This window comes from Pseudomonas sp. 1176_21 (genome assembly GCF_052850635.1).
Window position 1 is genome coordinate 174,187 of record NZ_VXCV01000006.1, and the last position, 14,204, is coordinate 188,390.

The 14,204-nt window shown below is 64.8% G+C and carries 15 protein-coding genes; 13 read left to right on the forward strand and 2 right to left on the reverse strand.

Translation table 11 applies throughout. From position 1 onward, the window contains the following. The first annotated feature begins 4 nt into the window (after positions 1–4). The 9 genes from FW760_RS16160 (at position 5) to FW760_RS16200 (ending at position 7,307) form a co-directional block, all read left to right on the forward strand. Complete coding sequence (locus FW760_RS16160) at positions 5–346, forward strand: (2Fe-2S) ferredoxin domain-containing protein (protein ID WP_043864507.1); 342 nt, start codon at positions 5–7, stop codon at positions 344–346. Beyond that, a complete protein-coding gene (locus FW760_RS16165) occupies positions 343–1,269 on the forward strand; it encodes an ABC transporter substrate-binding protein (RefSeq protein ID WP_043864508.1) in 927 nt (308 codons plus the stop codon). Before FW760_RS16160 ends, FW760_RS16165 begins: the two co-directional genes overlap by 4 nt. A 133-nt stretch (positions 1,270–1,402) precedes the next feature. Further along, positions 1,403–2,320: a citrulline utilization hydrolase CtlX gene (gene ctlX, locus FW760_RS16170; RefSeq protein ID WP_446443883.1), complete on the forward strand. Its 918-nt coding sequence runs from the start codon at positions 1,403–1,405 to the stop codon at positions 2,318–2,320. Positions 2,321–2,343: 23 nt separating this feature from the next. Continuing rightward, entirely contained in the window at positions 2,344–3,390 is a 1,047-nt protein-coding gene (locus tag FW760_RS16175) for an ornithine cyclodeaminase (protein ID WP_446443884.1), read from the forward strand. A gap of 274 nt (positions 3,391–3,664) precedes the next feature. Then, positions 3,665–4,444 carry an ABC transporter substrate-binding protein gene (locus tag FW760_RS16180; protein WP_054915295.1) on the forward strand — a complete coding sequence of 260 codons (780 nt, stop codon included), beginning with the start codon at positions 3,665–3,667 and terminating at the stop codon, positions 4,442–4,444. A 74-nt stretch (positions 4,445–4,518) separates the two neighbouring features. Further along, positions 4,519–5,244: an ABC transporter permease gene (locus tag FW760_RS16185; protein ID WP_446443885.1), complete on the forward strand. Its 726-nt coding sequence runs from the start codon at positions 4,519–4,521 to the stop codon at positions 5,242–5,244. After that, positions 5,241–5,954, forward strand: a complete 714-nt coding sequence (locus tag FW760_RS16190) for an ABC transporter permease (RefSeq protein WP_043864512.1) — start codon at positions 5,241–5,243, stop codon at positions 5,952–5,954. Before FW760_RS16185 ends, FW760_RS16190 begins: the two co-directional genes overlap by 4 nt. Before the next feature lie 3 nt (positions 5,955–5,957). Then, a complete protein-coding gene (locus FW760_RS16195; RefSeq protein WP_229589384.1) occupies positions 5,958–6,800 on the forward strand; it encodes an ABC transporter ATP-binding protein in 843 nt (280 codons plus the stop codon). 12 nt (positions 6,801–6,812) lie between these two features. Next, positions 6,813–7,307 carry an Lrp/AsnC family transcriptional regulator gene (locus FW760_RS16200; protein WP_043864513.1) on the forward strand — a complete coding sequence of 165 codons (495 nt, stop codon included), beginning with the start codon at positions 6,813–6,815 and terminating at the stop codon, positions 7,305–7,307. A 49-nt stretch (positions 7,308–7,356) separates the two neighbouring features. On the opposite strand, the gene FW760_RS16205 is transcribed toward FW760_RS16200, so the two are convergent. Together FW760_RS16205 and FW760_RS16210 are read right to left on the reverse strand one after the other, a co-directional pair. Continuing rightward, the gene (locus tag FW760_RS16205) at positions 7,357–9,054 is read right to left on the reverse strand and encodes a putative bifunctional diguanylate cyclase/phosphodiesterase (RefSeq protein WP_446443886.1); all 1,698 of its coding nucleotides are present in this window, start codon (positions 9,052–9,054) and stop codon (positions 7,357–7,359) included. A gap of 21 nt (positions 9,055–9,075) precedes the next feature. Further along, positions 9,076–10,641 carry a methyl-accepting chemotaxis protein gene (locus FW760_RS16210; RefSeq protein WP_043864515.1) on the reverse strand — a complete coding sequence of 522 codons (1,566 nt, stop codon included), beginning with the start codon at positions 10,639–10,641 and terminating at the stop codon, positions 9,076–9,078. A gap of 186 nt (positions 10,642–10,827) precedes the next feature. Between FW760_RS16210 and FW760_RS16215 the strand changes: the two genes are divergently transcribed. The 4 genes from FW760_RS16215 to FW760_RS16230 all read left to right on the forward strand — a co-directional run bounded on the left by FW760_RS16215 (position 10,828) and on the right by FW760_RS16230 (position 14,149). Further along, a complete protein-coding gene (locus FW760_RS16215) occupies positions 10,828–11,142 on the forward strand; it encodes a helix-turn-helix domain-containing protein (protein WP_043864657.1) in 315 nt (104 codons plus the stop codon). A gap of 251 nt (positions 11,143–11,393) precedes the next feature. Continuing rightward, positions 11,394–12,707: a C4-dicarboxylate transporter DctA gene (locus tag FW760_RS16220; RefSeq protein WP_043864516.1), complete on the forward strand. Its 1,314-nt coding sequence runs from the start codon at positions 11,394–11,396 to the stop codon at positions 12,705–12,707. 36 nt (positions 12,708–12,743) lie between these two features. Continuing rightward, positions 12,744–13,448 (forward strand): FadR/GntR family transcriptional regulator, encoded by a 705-nt coding sequence (locus FW760_RS16225; RefSeq protein ID WP_054915296.1) that lies wholly within the window; start codon positions 12,744–12,746, stop codon positions 13,446–13,448. A 14-nt stretch (positions 13,449–13,462) separates the two neighbouring features. Continuing rightward, positions 13,463–14,149, forward strand: coding sequence for a GntR family transcriptional regulator (locus tag FW760_RS16230; protein ID WP_043864518.1), 687 nt, complete (start codon positions 13,463–13,465; stop codon positions 14,147–14,149). Positions 14,150–14,204 lie beyond the last annotated feature (55 nt).

The window sequence follows — 14,204 nt, forward strand, 5'->3', positions numbered from 1 at the left end:
GCCCATGCCCATCCCCAGCAAACCCGAGTGGTCGCACATTCCCGCTCACGCCCGCCACGTGATGCTGTGCACCGGCCCGCGCTGCACCCAGCGCGGCGCGCAGCAGGTGTGGAAAGTGGTGCGCAACGAACTGCTCGCCGCCCAGCGCATGGAAACCGCCGACGGCGTGCTGCTGACCCGCACCCACTGCCAGTTCCCGTGCAACCTGGGCCCGGTCGCCACCGTCTACCCCGAGCGCTGCTGGTACCGCATCGCCAGCGCCGACGATGCCCGCCGCTTGGTGCGCGAGCACCTGGTCGCAGGTACCCCGGTCAGCGCACTGCTGCTCAATGGTGATACCCCATGACGCGCCTGCTCTGCCTGCTGTTGTGCCTGCTCGGCACCACGGCCCATGCCCAGACCTACCGTAACTGCGGCCAGGACTGGACCCTGCCGCACGCCCCGCCGCAGCGCATCCTGGCGCTCAACCAGCATGCCGCCGACCTGCTGCTGGCCCTGCAGGTCGGCCCGTCGCTGGTTGCGGTGAGCTACATCGATGACGACCCAGAGGCGCTGGCCTCCCGGCGCTACCGCGGCGTGCCCCTGCTGTCGCGGCTGTATCCCTCGCCGGAGGTGTTCTATGCCCAGCGCTACGACCTGGTGGTCGGCGGTTTCGCCAGCGCCTTTCGCGATGGCGTGGGCGCCCGTACCCACCTGACCCGCAATGGCATCGGCAGCTATCTGCTGGAGAACGCCTGCGACCCGCGCCCGGCCTCCGGTTTCGCGGCCATCGAAGACGACCTGCGCAGCCTGGGCAAGCTGCTGCAGCGCGAACCCCAGGCCGCTCGGCTGATCGCGCAGCAACGAGCAGACCTGGACCGCGCCCGCCAGCTCGCCGCGCAGCATGCCCCGCTTTCGGTGTTCTACCTGGACAGCGAGCACCAGGGCCTCGACAGCGAGGGCAGCCGCGGCTTCATCACCCAACTGATCCAGGTCGCCGGTGGGCGCAACCTGTTCGCCGACGTCGACCTGCACCGCGTGACCGTCGACCCCGAAACCCTGCTGCAACGCGACCCGGACGTGATCATCCTGGCCGACGCCGTCTGGTCGCCGGCCCGGCGCAAGCGCGAGTACCTGCACAACCACCCGGCCCTCTCGAAGTTGCGTGCGGTGCGCGAGGGCCGGCTGATCGACCTGCCCTTCACGCACCTGGTGGCAGGCGAACACAGCGCCCGTGCTGCCGTCGCGCTGGCCAACCAGTTGCGTGACATGGCCGAGCACCTGCCCTGAACCGGCACAGCCGATTACGCTGCAATACCCCGCTTTTCAGCTTTCCCCGCTGAGCGCCCTGCGCGCTTCAGCCGGGATTGCAGCGCCACTGCATCGACAATAGACGCACTGCCAACCCCGGATGCGTGCCTCGATGCAAACCACCAATACAGTCTTGATGATCCGCCCCGCGCGGTTCGCCTTCAACCCGGACACCGCACTCAACAACCGCTTCCAGCAGCCTGCACTGGACCCCGACCAGGCACAGCATAAAGCGCTGGAAGAGTTCGACGGCTATGTGGACACTCTGCGCCAGCATGGCGTCGAGGTGCTGGTGGTGCAGGACACGCCGGCCCCGCACACGCCTGACTCGATCTTCCCCAACAACTGGTGGAGCAGCCACGCCGACGGCAGCCTGGTGCTCTACCCGATGGAGGGCCACAACCGCCGCCTGGAACGCGACAAGGGCGTGCTGCAGGTGCTCGCCGACCGTTTCAGCATTCACAACACCATCGACCTGAGCCCGCTGGAGCAACAGAGCATGTTCCTGGAAGGCACCGGCAGCATGGTGCTCGACCGCGAACACCGCATCAGCTACGCCTGCCACTCCGGGCGCACCCACACCGAAGCACTGCGCCAGTTCGCCGACAGGCTCGACTACCGCCTGTGCCTGTTTCACGCCGTCGACCGGCAGCGGGCGCCCATCTACCACTGCAACGTGATGATGAGCGTGGGCCGCGGGCTGTCGGTGGTGTGCCTCAAGGCACTGCCCGATGCCGACGAGCGCCGTACCCTGGAACACAGCCTGCGCGCCACCGGCAAGGACATCCTGGCCCTGGACTTCGACCAGCTCGAAGGCTTCGCCGGCAACATGCTCGAAGTGCACGACAAGCAAGGCCAGCCGCTGCTGGTGATGTCGCGCAGTGCCTGGCGCTCGCTGCACCCCGAGCAGCGCCGCCAGGTCGAGCGGCACACCCACCCGGTGGTGGTGAACATCGACAACATCGAACGCATCGGCGGCGGCAGCGCGCGCTGCATGCTCGCCGAAGTGCACCTGCCGGTGCGCAATTGACCGACCACAAGAAGGAGCTCCCCATGACCCGTTACATCGACGTCAACGACCTCAGCCAACTGGTCGCCCGCAAGGGCCTCACCACCTGCCTGGAAGAAATGGCCGAGTACATCCGCCAGGACTACCTGCGCTGGCACGACTTCGAAAAGTGCGCGCGCCTGGCCAACCACTCGCCAGACGGGGTGATCGAGCTGATGCCGGCCTCCGACGCCAACCTCTACGCCTTCAAGTACGTCAACGGCCACCCGAAGAACACCCAGCGGGGCATGCTCACCGTGATGGCGTTCGGTGCGCTGGGCGATGTCGACACCGGCGCGCCATTGCTGCTCAGCGAAATGACCCTGACCACCGCGATCCGCACCGCCGCCACCTCGGCCCTGGCCGCACGCTACCTGGCGCGTCCCGACAGCCGCAGCATGGCGCTGATCGGCAACGGCTCGCAGAGCGAATTCCAGGCCATCGCCTTCCACGCGCTGGTGGGCATCGAGGAAATCCGCCTGTACGACCTGGACCCACAAGCCACGGCCAAACTGGCCGCGAACCTTCGCGCCTTCCCGGCGATCAAGGTGGTACTGGCCAGCTCCGTGGCCGACGCGGTACGCGGCGCCGACATCGTCACCACGGTCACCGCCGACAAAGCCTACGCCACCATCCTGACCGCCGACATGATCGAGCCGGGCATGCACTTGAACGCGGTGGGTGGCGACTGCCCGGGCAAGACCGAGCTGCACCGCGACATCGTCGACGCCGCACGGGTGATCGTCGAGTACGAACCGCAGAGCCGCATCGAGGGCGAGATCCAGCAGATGCCAGCCGACTCGCCGATCACCGAGTTCTGGCAAGTGGTCAACGGCCAGGGCATCGGCCGCGAGAACGACACCCAGGTCACCCTGTTCGACTCGGTGGGCTTTGCCATCGAAGACTACTCGGCCCTGCGCTATGTGCTGGATGTGGCCAAGGCCCTGGATATCGGCCATGAAATCGACCTGGTGCCGGCCCTGGAAAACCCCAAGGACCTGTTTGCACGGCTGCTGCCCAAGGTTCAGGCGGTGCACAAGAAACGCGCCTAGACCGGGCCTGCACGTCAATCCAGGCGGCCGTGCACCTTGCACGGCCGTACACAGCAAGCTGCCCCGAAGCCAAAACAGGAGGTCATGCAGCCGATTCGGCTGACACCGAATCGCCAACAGCAGAATCCGGCAGCCAGCGCCGGCCCAAACGACACAAAAAAAATGCTGCCTTCACGCATTCTGACGCCAGACCGAAGAGTCACACACAGACCAAGGCTCAGGCCAACGAAGCGTTCACTGCCCTACATCAACTACAAGACACAGGGATACCTTTATGACCTCGCTGCGAAAGCTGCTCAGCGTGCTGCTCCTGCCCATGTGCGCGAGCACAGTCCAGGCCCAGGAATGGAAAGAAATCCGTTTCGGCGTGTTCCCCGAATACCCGCCCTTCGAATCCGTCGCCGCCGATGGCAGCCTGCAAGGTCTCGACATCGAGCTGGGCAATGCCATCTGTGAAAAGCTGCAGGTCAAGTGCACCTGGGTGCACAACGAATTCGACGGCATGATCCCGGCCCTGCGTGCACGCAAGTTCGACGCAATCATGTCGTCCATGGCGGTGACGCCGGCCCGTCAGAAGCAGATCGAGTTTTCCGATCGCCTGTTCCTCAGCCCCACCTCGGTGATCGTGCGCAAGGGCGCCGACTTCGGCGACACCCCCGAATCGCTCGAGGGCAAGACCGTTGGCGTGTTGCAAGGCTCGCTGCAAGAGGCCTACGCCCGCGCCAAGCTGGCGCCGCTGGGTGCCCGGGTCAAAGCCTACCAGGCCCAGAACCAGAACTATGCCGACCTCATGAACGGGCGCCTGGACGCCACCCTCACCGACAAGCTCGAAGCACAGCTGAACTTCCTCAACACCCCCGAAGGCGCGAACTTCAAGAGCGGCCCGGCAATCAAGGACCCCACCCTGCCCCTGGACATCGCCATGGGCCTGCGCAAGAACGACGCCGAGCTCAAGGCGCTGATCGACAAGGGCATCGCCGCGGTGCTGGCCGATGGCACCTTCGCCAGGATCCAGCAGAAGTACGTCGGCGACCTCGATATCTACAACGAGTAATCGCCTGCAGAGCCCGGGCCTGCACGGCCCGGTGCGCTGTCGCACCCGCCTTTGGTCCTACCGAGAGTTTTCCCGTGAACGACTTCCTCACCTCCGCCGGCTTGCAGGCGCTGAGCCTGCAGGGCTTCGGCCCGCTGTTGCTGCAAGGAACCTGGATGACCCTGCAACTGGCCTTTCTGTCACTGGGCCTGAGCCTGCTGCTGGGCCTGATCGGCGCCAGCGCCAAGCTGTCCTCGCTGCGCCTGCTGCGCATTCCCGCCACCCTCTACACCACGCTGATTCGCAGCGTGCCCGACCTGGTGCTGATCCTGCTGATCTTCTACACCCTGCAGCTGTGGCTCAACGACCTGACCGAGCTGCTTGGCTGGGATTACGTCGAGATCAACCCGTTCATGGCCGGCGTGATCACCCTGGGCTTCATCTATGGCGCCTACTTCACCGAGAACTTTCGCGCAGCGATCCTCAGCGTGCCCCATGGCCAGCTGGAAGCGGCTACCGCCTACGGGCTGAGCCGCGTGCAGCGCTTCCAGCTGGTGCTGTTCCCGCAACTGATGCGCTTCGCCCTGCCGGGGCTGGGCAACAACTGGCTGGTGCTGCTCAAGTCCACCGCGCTGGTGTCGATCATCGGCCTCTCCGACCTGGTGAAGGCTGCGCAGAACGCCGGCAAGACCACCAATGAGCCGTTGTACTTTCTGCTGTTCGCGGGGCTGGTCTACCTGCTTATCACCACCCTTTCCAATCGCCTGTTCAAGGTGCTGGAACGGCGCTACAACACCGGCATCAAGGGGTTGGCATCATGATCGAACTGCTTCAGGAATACGGCCGGGCCTACCTGTACAGCGATGGCGCGGGCATGTCGGGGCTGGCCATGACGCTGTGGCTGTTCATCGTGACCATGGTGCTGGGTCTGGTGCTGTCGTTGCCACTGGCGCTGGCGCGGGTGTCGCGCAAGCGCTGGCTGCGCTGGCCGGTAGAGCTGTACACCTTCGTGTTTCGCGGCACCCCGCTGTATATCCAGTTGTTGATCTGCTACACCGGGCTGTACGGGCTGGAGGTGGTGCGTGACAACGCGCTGCTCGACCAGTTCTTGCGCAATGCGCTCAACTGCACGCTGCTGGCCTTTGTGCTCAACACCTGCGCCTACACCGTGGAGATCTTCGCCGGGGCCATTCGCAACATCCCCCATGGCGAGATCGAGGCCGCCCAGGCCTACGGCCTGCATGGCTGGCGCCTGAACCTGTTCGTGGTGCTGCCGGCAGCCCTGCGCCGTGCGCTGCCGGTGTACAGCAACGAGCTGATCCTGATGCTGCATGCCACCTCGCTGGCGTTCACCGCCACCGTCGCCGACGTCCTCAAAGTGGCCCGCGACGCCAACGCCGCGACCTTTCTGACGTTCCAGGCCTTCGGCATCGCGGCCATTCTGTACATGTTGCTGTCCTTCGCGCTGGTCGGGCTGTTTCGCCTGGCCGAACGCCGCTGGATGCGTTTCCTTGTTCCTGCCCGAGGCTGACCCATGACCCTTTGCGCACACCCCCTGCCGGCCCATGGCCAGGCCCTGTACGAAACCCCTACCGCCCCACGCGTCAGCAGCGCCGCCATCAAACTGAGCGTGGATGCACTGCACAAGAGCTATGGCGATCACCAGGTACTCAAGGGCGTCTCGCTGCAGGCGCGCAAGGGCGACGTGATCAGCCTGATCGGTGCCAGCGGCTCGGGCAAGAGCACCATGCTGCGGTGCATCAACTTTCTCGAACAGCCGGACTCGGGCGTGATCACCCTCGACGACCAGAGCATCGAGATGCACCAGGGCCGCGCCGGCACCCGCGCGCCGAACCCGGCCCAGTTGCAGAACCTGCGCACGCGCCTGGCCATGGTGTTCCAGCACTTCAACCTGTGGAGCCACATGACCGTGCTGGAGAACATCTGCCTGGCGCCGCGCCGCGTGCTTGGGGTGAGCCCGCGCGAGGCCGAGGCCCGCGCCCGCGCCTACCTGGACAAGGTCGGCTTGCCAGGGCGCGCGGCCGATCAGTACCCGGCATTCCTGTCTGGCGGGCAACAGCAGCGCGTGGCCATTGCGCGGGCGCTGGCGATGGAACCGGAGATCATCCTGTTCGACGAACCGACCTCGGCACTGGACCCGGAACTGGTTGGCGAAGTGCTCAAGGTGATACAGACGCTGGCCGAGGAAGGCCGTACCATGCTGATGGTCACCCACGAGATGGGCTTTGCTCGCCAGGTGTCGAGCCAGGTACTGTTCCTGCACCAGGGCCGGGTCGAGGAACAGGGCGGCCCGCAGATGCTCGACCAGCCGCAGAGCGAACGCCTGCAGCAATTTCTTTCCAACCGTTTGAAGTGAACCGACGCCACCATGGACACCAAGGCCAACCGCTTGCATGACACGCCGCCTCTGGATCGGATCGACGAGGCGATCATCGACGTACTGCGCCACAACGGGCGCATCACCTACGAGAAGCTGTCTTCGCTGGTGCATCTGACGCCCAGGCCTTGCCTGGAGCGGGTGCGCAAACTGGAGCGACGCGGGGTGATACGTGGTTATGGCGCGATCATCGATGTGCAGCGGGTGTCGCCAGGGTTGTCGCTGCTGGTGCTGGTGGCGTTGTCCAACCAGAGCGGGCGCTCGGCCCAGCGGGCCTTCGAGGCCTGCATGAAGGCCTGCCCGCAGGTATTCGAGTGCCAGCTCATCAGCGGGCATTTCGACTACAGCCTGCGCATGCGCTGCCGGGACATGGAGCATTACCGGGTGCTGAGCGAAACCTGGATGAACAACGACGAGTTGCACATCGACAAGCTGGTGGCGCACCCGGAACTGGCGGTGGTGAAGAACACGGCGCCGCAGTTGTAGCGCCGGCCCTGCAGGAGCCGGCCTTGCCGGCCAAGGGCCCGATGCGGTATCACCCCTGGCGCAACACCACCCACTCATGCGGCTGCACATACTCGCGCACCCATCCCACCACCTCCGCCGCCGGCATCGGCCGGGCGATGCCGTAGCCCTGCGCCACATCGCAGCCAAGCCCCATCAGCACCTCGCCATGCTCCACCGTCTCCACCCCCTCGGCGATCACCTGGCGCCCGAAGGCCCGTGCCAGGCCGATCACCGCGCGGGTCAGGGCCAGGTCATCCTGGTCATGCAGGATGTCGCGCACGAACGACTTGTCGATCTTGATCGCCTGGGTGGGCAGGCGCTTGAGATAGCTCAGCGACGAATAGCCGGTGCCAAAGTCATCCAGTGAAAACTGCACCCCCAACTGCTGACACGCCTCCAGGCATTCGCTGACCCGCTTGATGTTCTCGATTGCCACCGACTCGACGATCTCAAGATCGAGCATGCGCGGCGCAACCCCGTCATGACGCGCAAGCAACAGGCGCAGGCGCTCGACGAAGTCAGACCGTTGAAAGTGGCGCGCCGCGATGTTCACGCTCACCGACCAGCGATACCCGGCGTCCTGCCAATGCTGCATCTGCGCCATCGCGCGGTCGATCACCCACTCGCCGATGTCCACGATCAGGTCGGTCTGCTCGATCAACGGCAGGAACTCCGCTGGCGGCACCAGCCCCTTGACCGGGTGCTGCCAGCGCAGCAAGGCCTCGAAGCCCAGCACCTCGCCACTGCGCATGTTCACCTTGGGCTGGTAGAACAGGCGCAGCTCGCCATTCTTCATGGCGCGGCGGACCCGCTCAACCGTCTGGTGCGTGGCCTTCACTTCCTGGTCCAGCGATACGTCGAACAGGTGGAAGCGGTTGCGTCCGCTCTGCTTGGCCACGTACATCGCCTGGTCGGCATGGCGCAGCAGGGTGTCGGCATCATCGTTGTCGGCCGGGTACAGGGTCACGCCGATACTGGCGCTGACACTGATCTGCTGGCCACGAATCGAATACGGCGCCGCCACCGCCGACAGCACCCGCCCCAGCACCGTGCGCAACTGCGCCTGGCCCTCGACATGGCGCAGAATCAGCACGAACTCGTCACCAGACAACCGCGCAACCGCATCGCCGCCACGCAGTATGCCCTTGAGCCGCGCCGCCACCTCGACCAGCAGCAGGTCGCCGCAGGCATGCCCATAGCCGTCGTTGACCGCCTTGAAGCCGTCCAGATCGAGCATGCACACCGCCAGCGGGAACTGCTCGGTGCGCGAGAATTCCAGGGCCTGGTTCAGCAGGTCCGAAAGGAATGCGCGGTTGGGCAGCCCGGTGAGCACGTCATGCCCCACGCGCCATTGCAGGGTGTGCACCAGCTGGCGTTTCTCGCTGACGTCGAAGCGGATCGACACATACTTGCGGACCTTGCCGGTGGCCGGGTCCAGCAGTGGCACCATGGTGCTGTCGACCCAGTACAACGAGCCGTTCTTGGCGCGGTTGCAGATCTCGCCCTTCCAGACCTTGCCGGCTACCAGCGATGCCCACATGCTCTCGAAGAAGTCACTGCCGTGCAGGCCGGAATTGAGGATGCGGTGGTTGGCCCCCAGCAGCTCTTCACGGCTGTAGCCGGAGATGCTGCAGAACTGCTGGTTGACGTAGGTGATGCGTCCGGCGAGGTCGGTTTCGGAAAAGATCGCGGCCGCGTCGACGGCCGCGCGGTAGTTGTCATCCATGCTCGTTCACTCGCCTGGCGGCTATCGGTTGAAGCGTTCAACCAAGGCACGCAGGCCGCTGGAAATATGCTCAAGCTCGCCACCACGGGTGGCGGCGGCATTGGCGTTGTCGGCAGTCTTCTGCACCGTGCCGGCTACCCGATTGATCTGCTGCGACACGTCCTCCGCCACGTAGGACTGCTCCTGCGAGGCGGCCGCCATCTGCTGGGTCATATCGGTGATGCGTGCCACCGCCTCGCGAATGCCTTGCAGTGCGCGCTGCGCCTCGACCACCTGCGCCACGCCCTGCTCGGCCTCCTGGATGCCCAGGTTGGCGATGCTCACCGCGTCATCGGCGCCGCTGCGCAGGGTCTCGATGATGCCCTGGATCTGCTGGGTCGACTGGCGGGTCTTGCCTGCCAGGGCGCGCACCTCATCGGCCACCACGGCAAAGCCGCGGCCCTGCTCGCCGGCACGCGCCGCCTCGATGGCAGCGTTGAGCGCCAGCAGGTTGGTCTGGTCGGCAATCGCCTGGATCACGCTGGCAGCCAGCATGATGTCCTGGGTCTGCCCGGCCAGGTGGCCGACCGCCTGGTTGATCTGGGTGACGGTGCTGGCCAGCAGCTGGATCGCCTCGCGCGAGGTACCGGCCACCTGGCTGCCCTGTTCGGCCAGCTGGTTGGCGGTGCCGGCCTCGCTGGCGGTCTGCTGTACATGCACCGCCACTTCGGCGATGGATGCCGCCATCTCGGTCATCGCCGCCGCGGTCATGTCGGTTTCGGCGCGCTGGTCGAGCAGCGCCAGCTCGGTGGCATTGGACAGCCGGCTGGAATCGCTGGCGGCCACGGCCATCTGGTTGGCCAGGTCGCTCAGGCGCGTCAGCGCGGTTTTCAGGCGCGCCTCTTCACTGATCAACACCATCTGCAGTTGCGCGGTCGGGCCCAGCGCTTCGCTGTAGGCCAGCGCGCTGATCGGGTCGGAGAACGTGTTGGGGGTGCTGCGCACGATCTGGCGCACTTCATGGCGCAGGCGATTGTGCCCCCACAGGCCCACCGCCACGAACAGCGCCAGCGTGATGCCCTGCCCGCCCCAGCCCGGCAACAGCCGGTTGGCGCCCATGGCCAAAGCGGCTGCCAGCAACGGCAGCGCAAGCACGCGGCCCTGCAGGGCCAGGCGACGCCCGAAGGGCACGGGGGGCTTGCCTTCACGCAGACGGGCATACAGCGCTTCGGCGCGCTGCACCTGATCGCGAGTGGGCTTGACCCGTACCGATTCGTAGCCGACCAGGCGGCCGTCCTCGAGCACCGGTGTGACGTAGGCGCTGACCCAGTAGAAGTTGCCGTTCTTGCAGCGGTTCTTGACGATGCCCATCCAGCTCTGGCCGGCCTTGAGGTACTGCCACATCAGGGCAAATACGGCAGGCGGCATGTCCGGGTGGCGCACCAGGTTGTGCGTGCTGCCGATCAGTTCCGCCTGGCTGAAGCCACTCATGGCGGCGAATTCGGCATTGCAATAGGTGATGTTACTGTCGGTATCGGTGGCGGAAATCAGCCGCTGATGGTCCGGAAAGGTCTGTTCGACAGCCGTGACCGGCAGATTGAGACGCACGTTAAAACTCCCTGAAGCGCACGCTAAAGCCTTGTCCAGCGGCCCTGAAACCTGCAGCGTAAATGTCGGTCCAAGTGAACGATTCTACGAAATACATCACATTTTGCAAGGAAAGGTGATGAAACGTGGCGTTGTGCAATGCCAATATTTATCGTTAAGTTCTTGATTCTAAATGGGAATCGAGCGATGGAATTATCTAGTTTGGGTCCAGCCATCAGACGCTATCGCAAGGTAGCCGGGCTTACTCAGGCTGAACTTGGCGAAAAAACCGGTTTTGACCCCAAAACCATAAGCCGCTTTGAAACCGGCACCTACACCCCCAGTGTCGAAGCGCTGTTCACCTTTGCCGACGTGCTGGGCGTCAAGCTCAATGCCTTTTTCGCCGACCTGGAAGATGCGGACGAGCAACGTGCCTACTTGTTCGGTGTTATTCACAAAGCTCCACCCAAGGACCTGGGAAAGCTGATTGCAGCGGTAGACCTGGCCCTTTCCAAGCCTTGATCACTGCCCTCGCAAAAGCGTGACAGGCGCCTGCCACTGTTGCTTGAAGCGCTTTTGTCGTCGATAAGTACTGTAACTGGTCAGACCGGTAAAACCGATCTGATGCCCTGGATTCGCGAAATACTTGCAAACCCGCAAAAACCCCGCCTACACTGCGCCTGCACTGGACATACCGGTAAGACCACAATAATTAAGTCTGTCGCTCGGCGCTTGTTGCCAGAAGCACGGACACCGACCAGAGATCCCTCCCCATGCTCAAATGGTGCTCGCGTTCGATCTTCCTCCAAGTGGTGCTCGGCCTGATGCTCGGCATCGCCTGCGGCCTGAGCTTTCCTGAAGTTTCCCTGCAACTCAAACCCCTCGGTGACGGCTTCATCAAGCTGATCAAGATGCTCATCGGGCTGATTGTGTTCTGCGTGGTGGTCAGCGGCATTTCCGGTGCCGGCGACCTCAAGAAGGTTGGCCGCATCGGCCTCAAGTCGGTGATCTACTTCGAAGTGCTGACCACCATTGCGCTGGTGCTGGGGCTGGTACTGGCATTCACCTCAGGCATCGGTACCGGTGCCAACATCCACCTCGACCAATTGTCGACCGCCGATGCCGGTGCGCTGGCCGAGCGTGGCCAGCATATCCAGGGCACGGCAGCGTTCCTCATGGGCCTGATACCCAATTCGGTGCTCGGCGCCTTCGCCGACAACAACATCCTCCAGGTGCTGCTGTTCTCGGTGCTGTTCGGCAGCGCCCTGAACCTGGTGGGCGAGGCCGCGTCGGGCATCACCCGGCTGATAAACGAACTGAGCCATGTGATCTTCCGCATCATGGGCATGATCGTGCGCCTGGCGCCGATCGGCGTGTTTGGCGCCATCGCCTTCACCACCAGCCAGTACGGCCTGGACTCGCTGCAACACCTGGGCGGCCTGGTGGCGCTGTTCTACGTGACCTGTGCAGGCTTCGTGCTGGTGATCCTGGGGACAGTGATGCGCGTCTCGGGCCTGAAGCTGTTCCCGTTCCTCAAGTACATGCGCGAAGAACTGGGCATCGTGCTGGGTACTGCTTCGTCCGATGCGGTCCTGCCGCAGATCATGCGCAAGCTCGAACACCTGGGCATCGGCAGCTCCACCGTCGGCCTGGTGATCCCCACGGGCTACTCCTTCAACCTGGACGGTTTCTCCATCTACCTCACCCTGGCCATCGTGTTCATCGCCAACGCCACCGGCACACCGCTGGCCATGACCGACCTGCTGACCATCCTGCTGGTGTCGCTGATCACCTCCAAGGGCGCCCACGGCATTCCGGGGTCGGCGCTGGTGATTCTGGCAGCCACCCTCACGGCAGTACCGGCCATCCCGGTAGTGGGCCTGGTGCTGGTGCTGGCGGTGGACTGGTTCATGGGCATCGGCCGCGCGCTGACCAACCTGATCGGCAACTGCGTGGCCACCGTGGCCATCGCCCGCTGGGAAAAGGACATTGATCTGGAACGCGCCAACAACGTACTCAACGGCAAGCAGGGCTTCAGCTTCCAGACGCGCAAGCTGCCCACCCCTGCCCATCAACAGGAATTCTAGGCAACGACGTATGCATGTGTTTTCAGGGAGCAAACAGTGATTACCTCATCGACGGTAGTGAATGCGGTAGTGGAGAAACTGCGCCAGGCACTGGCCCGTGGCCAGTGGCGCTCGGGCGAGATGCTCCCGGGTCAGCGAGAACTGGCCGAGCAACTGGGCATCAGCCGACCAAGCCTGCGCGAGGCGGTCACGGTGCTGGAGACCCTCGGCCTGGTGCGTTCCATGCCAGGCAAGGGAGTGCTGGTGCTCGACCCCGGCACCCAGGAGCTGGTACAGGCCCCCGCGGCCGTGGCCGGAGCCAGCCTGGAGGACGTGCTGCAGCTGCGTTACACGCTGGAGCCGTTCATTGTCGGGCTGGTGGCGCAGTCGGTCAGCAGCAAGGAAATCGGCCAGTTGCGCCTGACCCTGATGGACATGCGCGAGGCCCTGGAGGCCAGCGACAGCGAAGCCGGGGTGCGCGCCTACCTGGCATTTCACGAAGAGCTGTTCGCACTGACCGCCAACCCGATTTTCCAGAGTGTGGTGCAGCAGACCAGCAATGCCCTCAAGCAGAGCGCCCAGGTGCTGCACAACTCGCCCGAGCACCTGGCCGCGCGCCTGGAAGAGAACGAGGCGGTGGTGCGCGCCATCCGCAACAAGGACAGCGCCCAGGCCAGTGCGCAGATGCGCCGGCATATTCTGCAGGAAGGCCTGCGCATGGGCATCGAATTGACCATTCCGGATGAACACCCGGGCAACTGACCAGGAGAGCGACCATGAACGCCTGCCCTGCTACCCCGTCCGCGATCGCCCTGCCCGCGCTGCTGGCGGCCGGCGAGCAGCGCCTGAGCGCTGACGAGATCTACCCGCGCCTGTTCGATGCGATCCTCGAACAGCGCCTGGCGCCAGGGACCGCGCTGACCGAGCAGGCGCTGGGCCAGGCCTTCGGCGTGAGCCGCACGGTGATCCGCCGCGTGCTGGGGCGCCTGTCCGACCAGCAGGTGGTGGTGCAACGCCCGGCGCACACCGCCCGGCTGGCCGCACCCGACCCGCAGCAGGCGCGCCAGGTGCTCAGTGCCCGGCGCCTGGCTGAAACCACGCTGATCGGGCTGGCGGCGCGGCGCACCAGTGCCCCACGCATCCGCCAGTTGCGCGAGCTGATTGCCCGCGAGCGCAAGCACCACGAGCAGGGCCATCGGTGCACGGCGATTCGTCTGGGGGGCGAGTTTCACCTGAAGCTGGCGGAGATGGCCGACAATGCCCCGTTGACACGGTTTCTCAACGGGCTGGTGCCCATGACGTCGCTGATCATTGCCCAGTACGAGACCCAGCCTTGCGAACACTGCGCCTGGCAGGAACATGCAGCCCTGGTGGACGCACTGGAGGACGGCGACAGCGAGGCGGCGCTGCAGTTGATGCACCAGCACCTGGACCGCATCGAGGCCAAGCTGAGCCTGGATTGAGAATGGCGGTGCGCCTTTCGCCGGCAAGGCCGGCTCCTGCAGGAGGTGTTGTGCA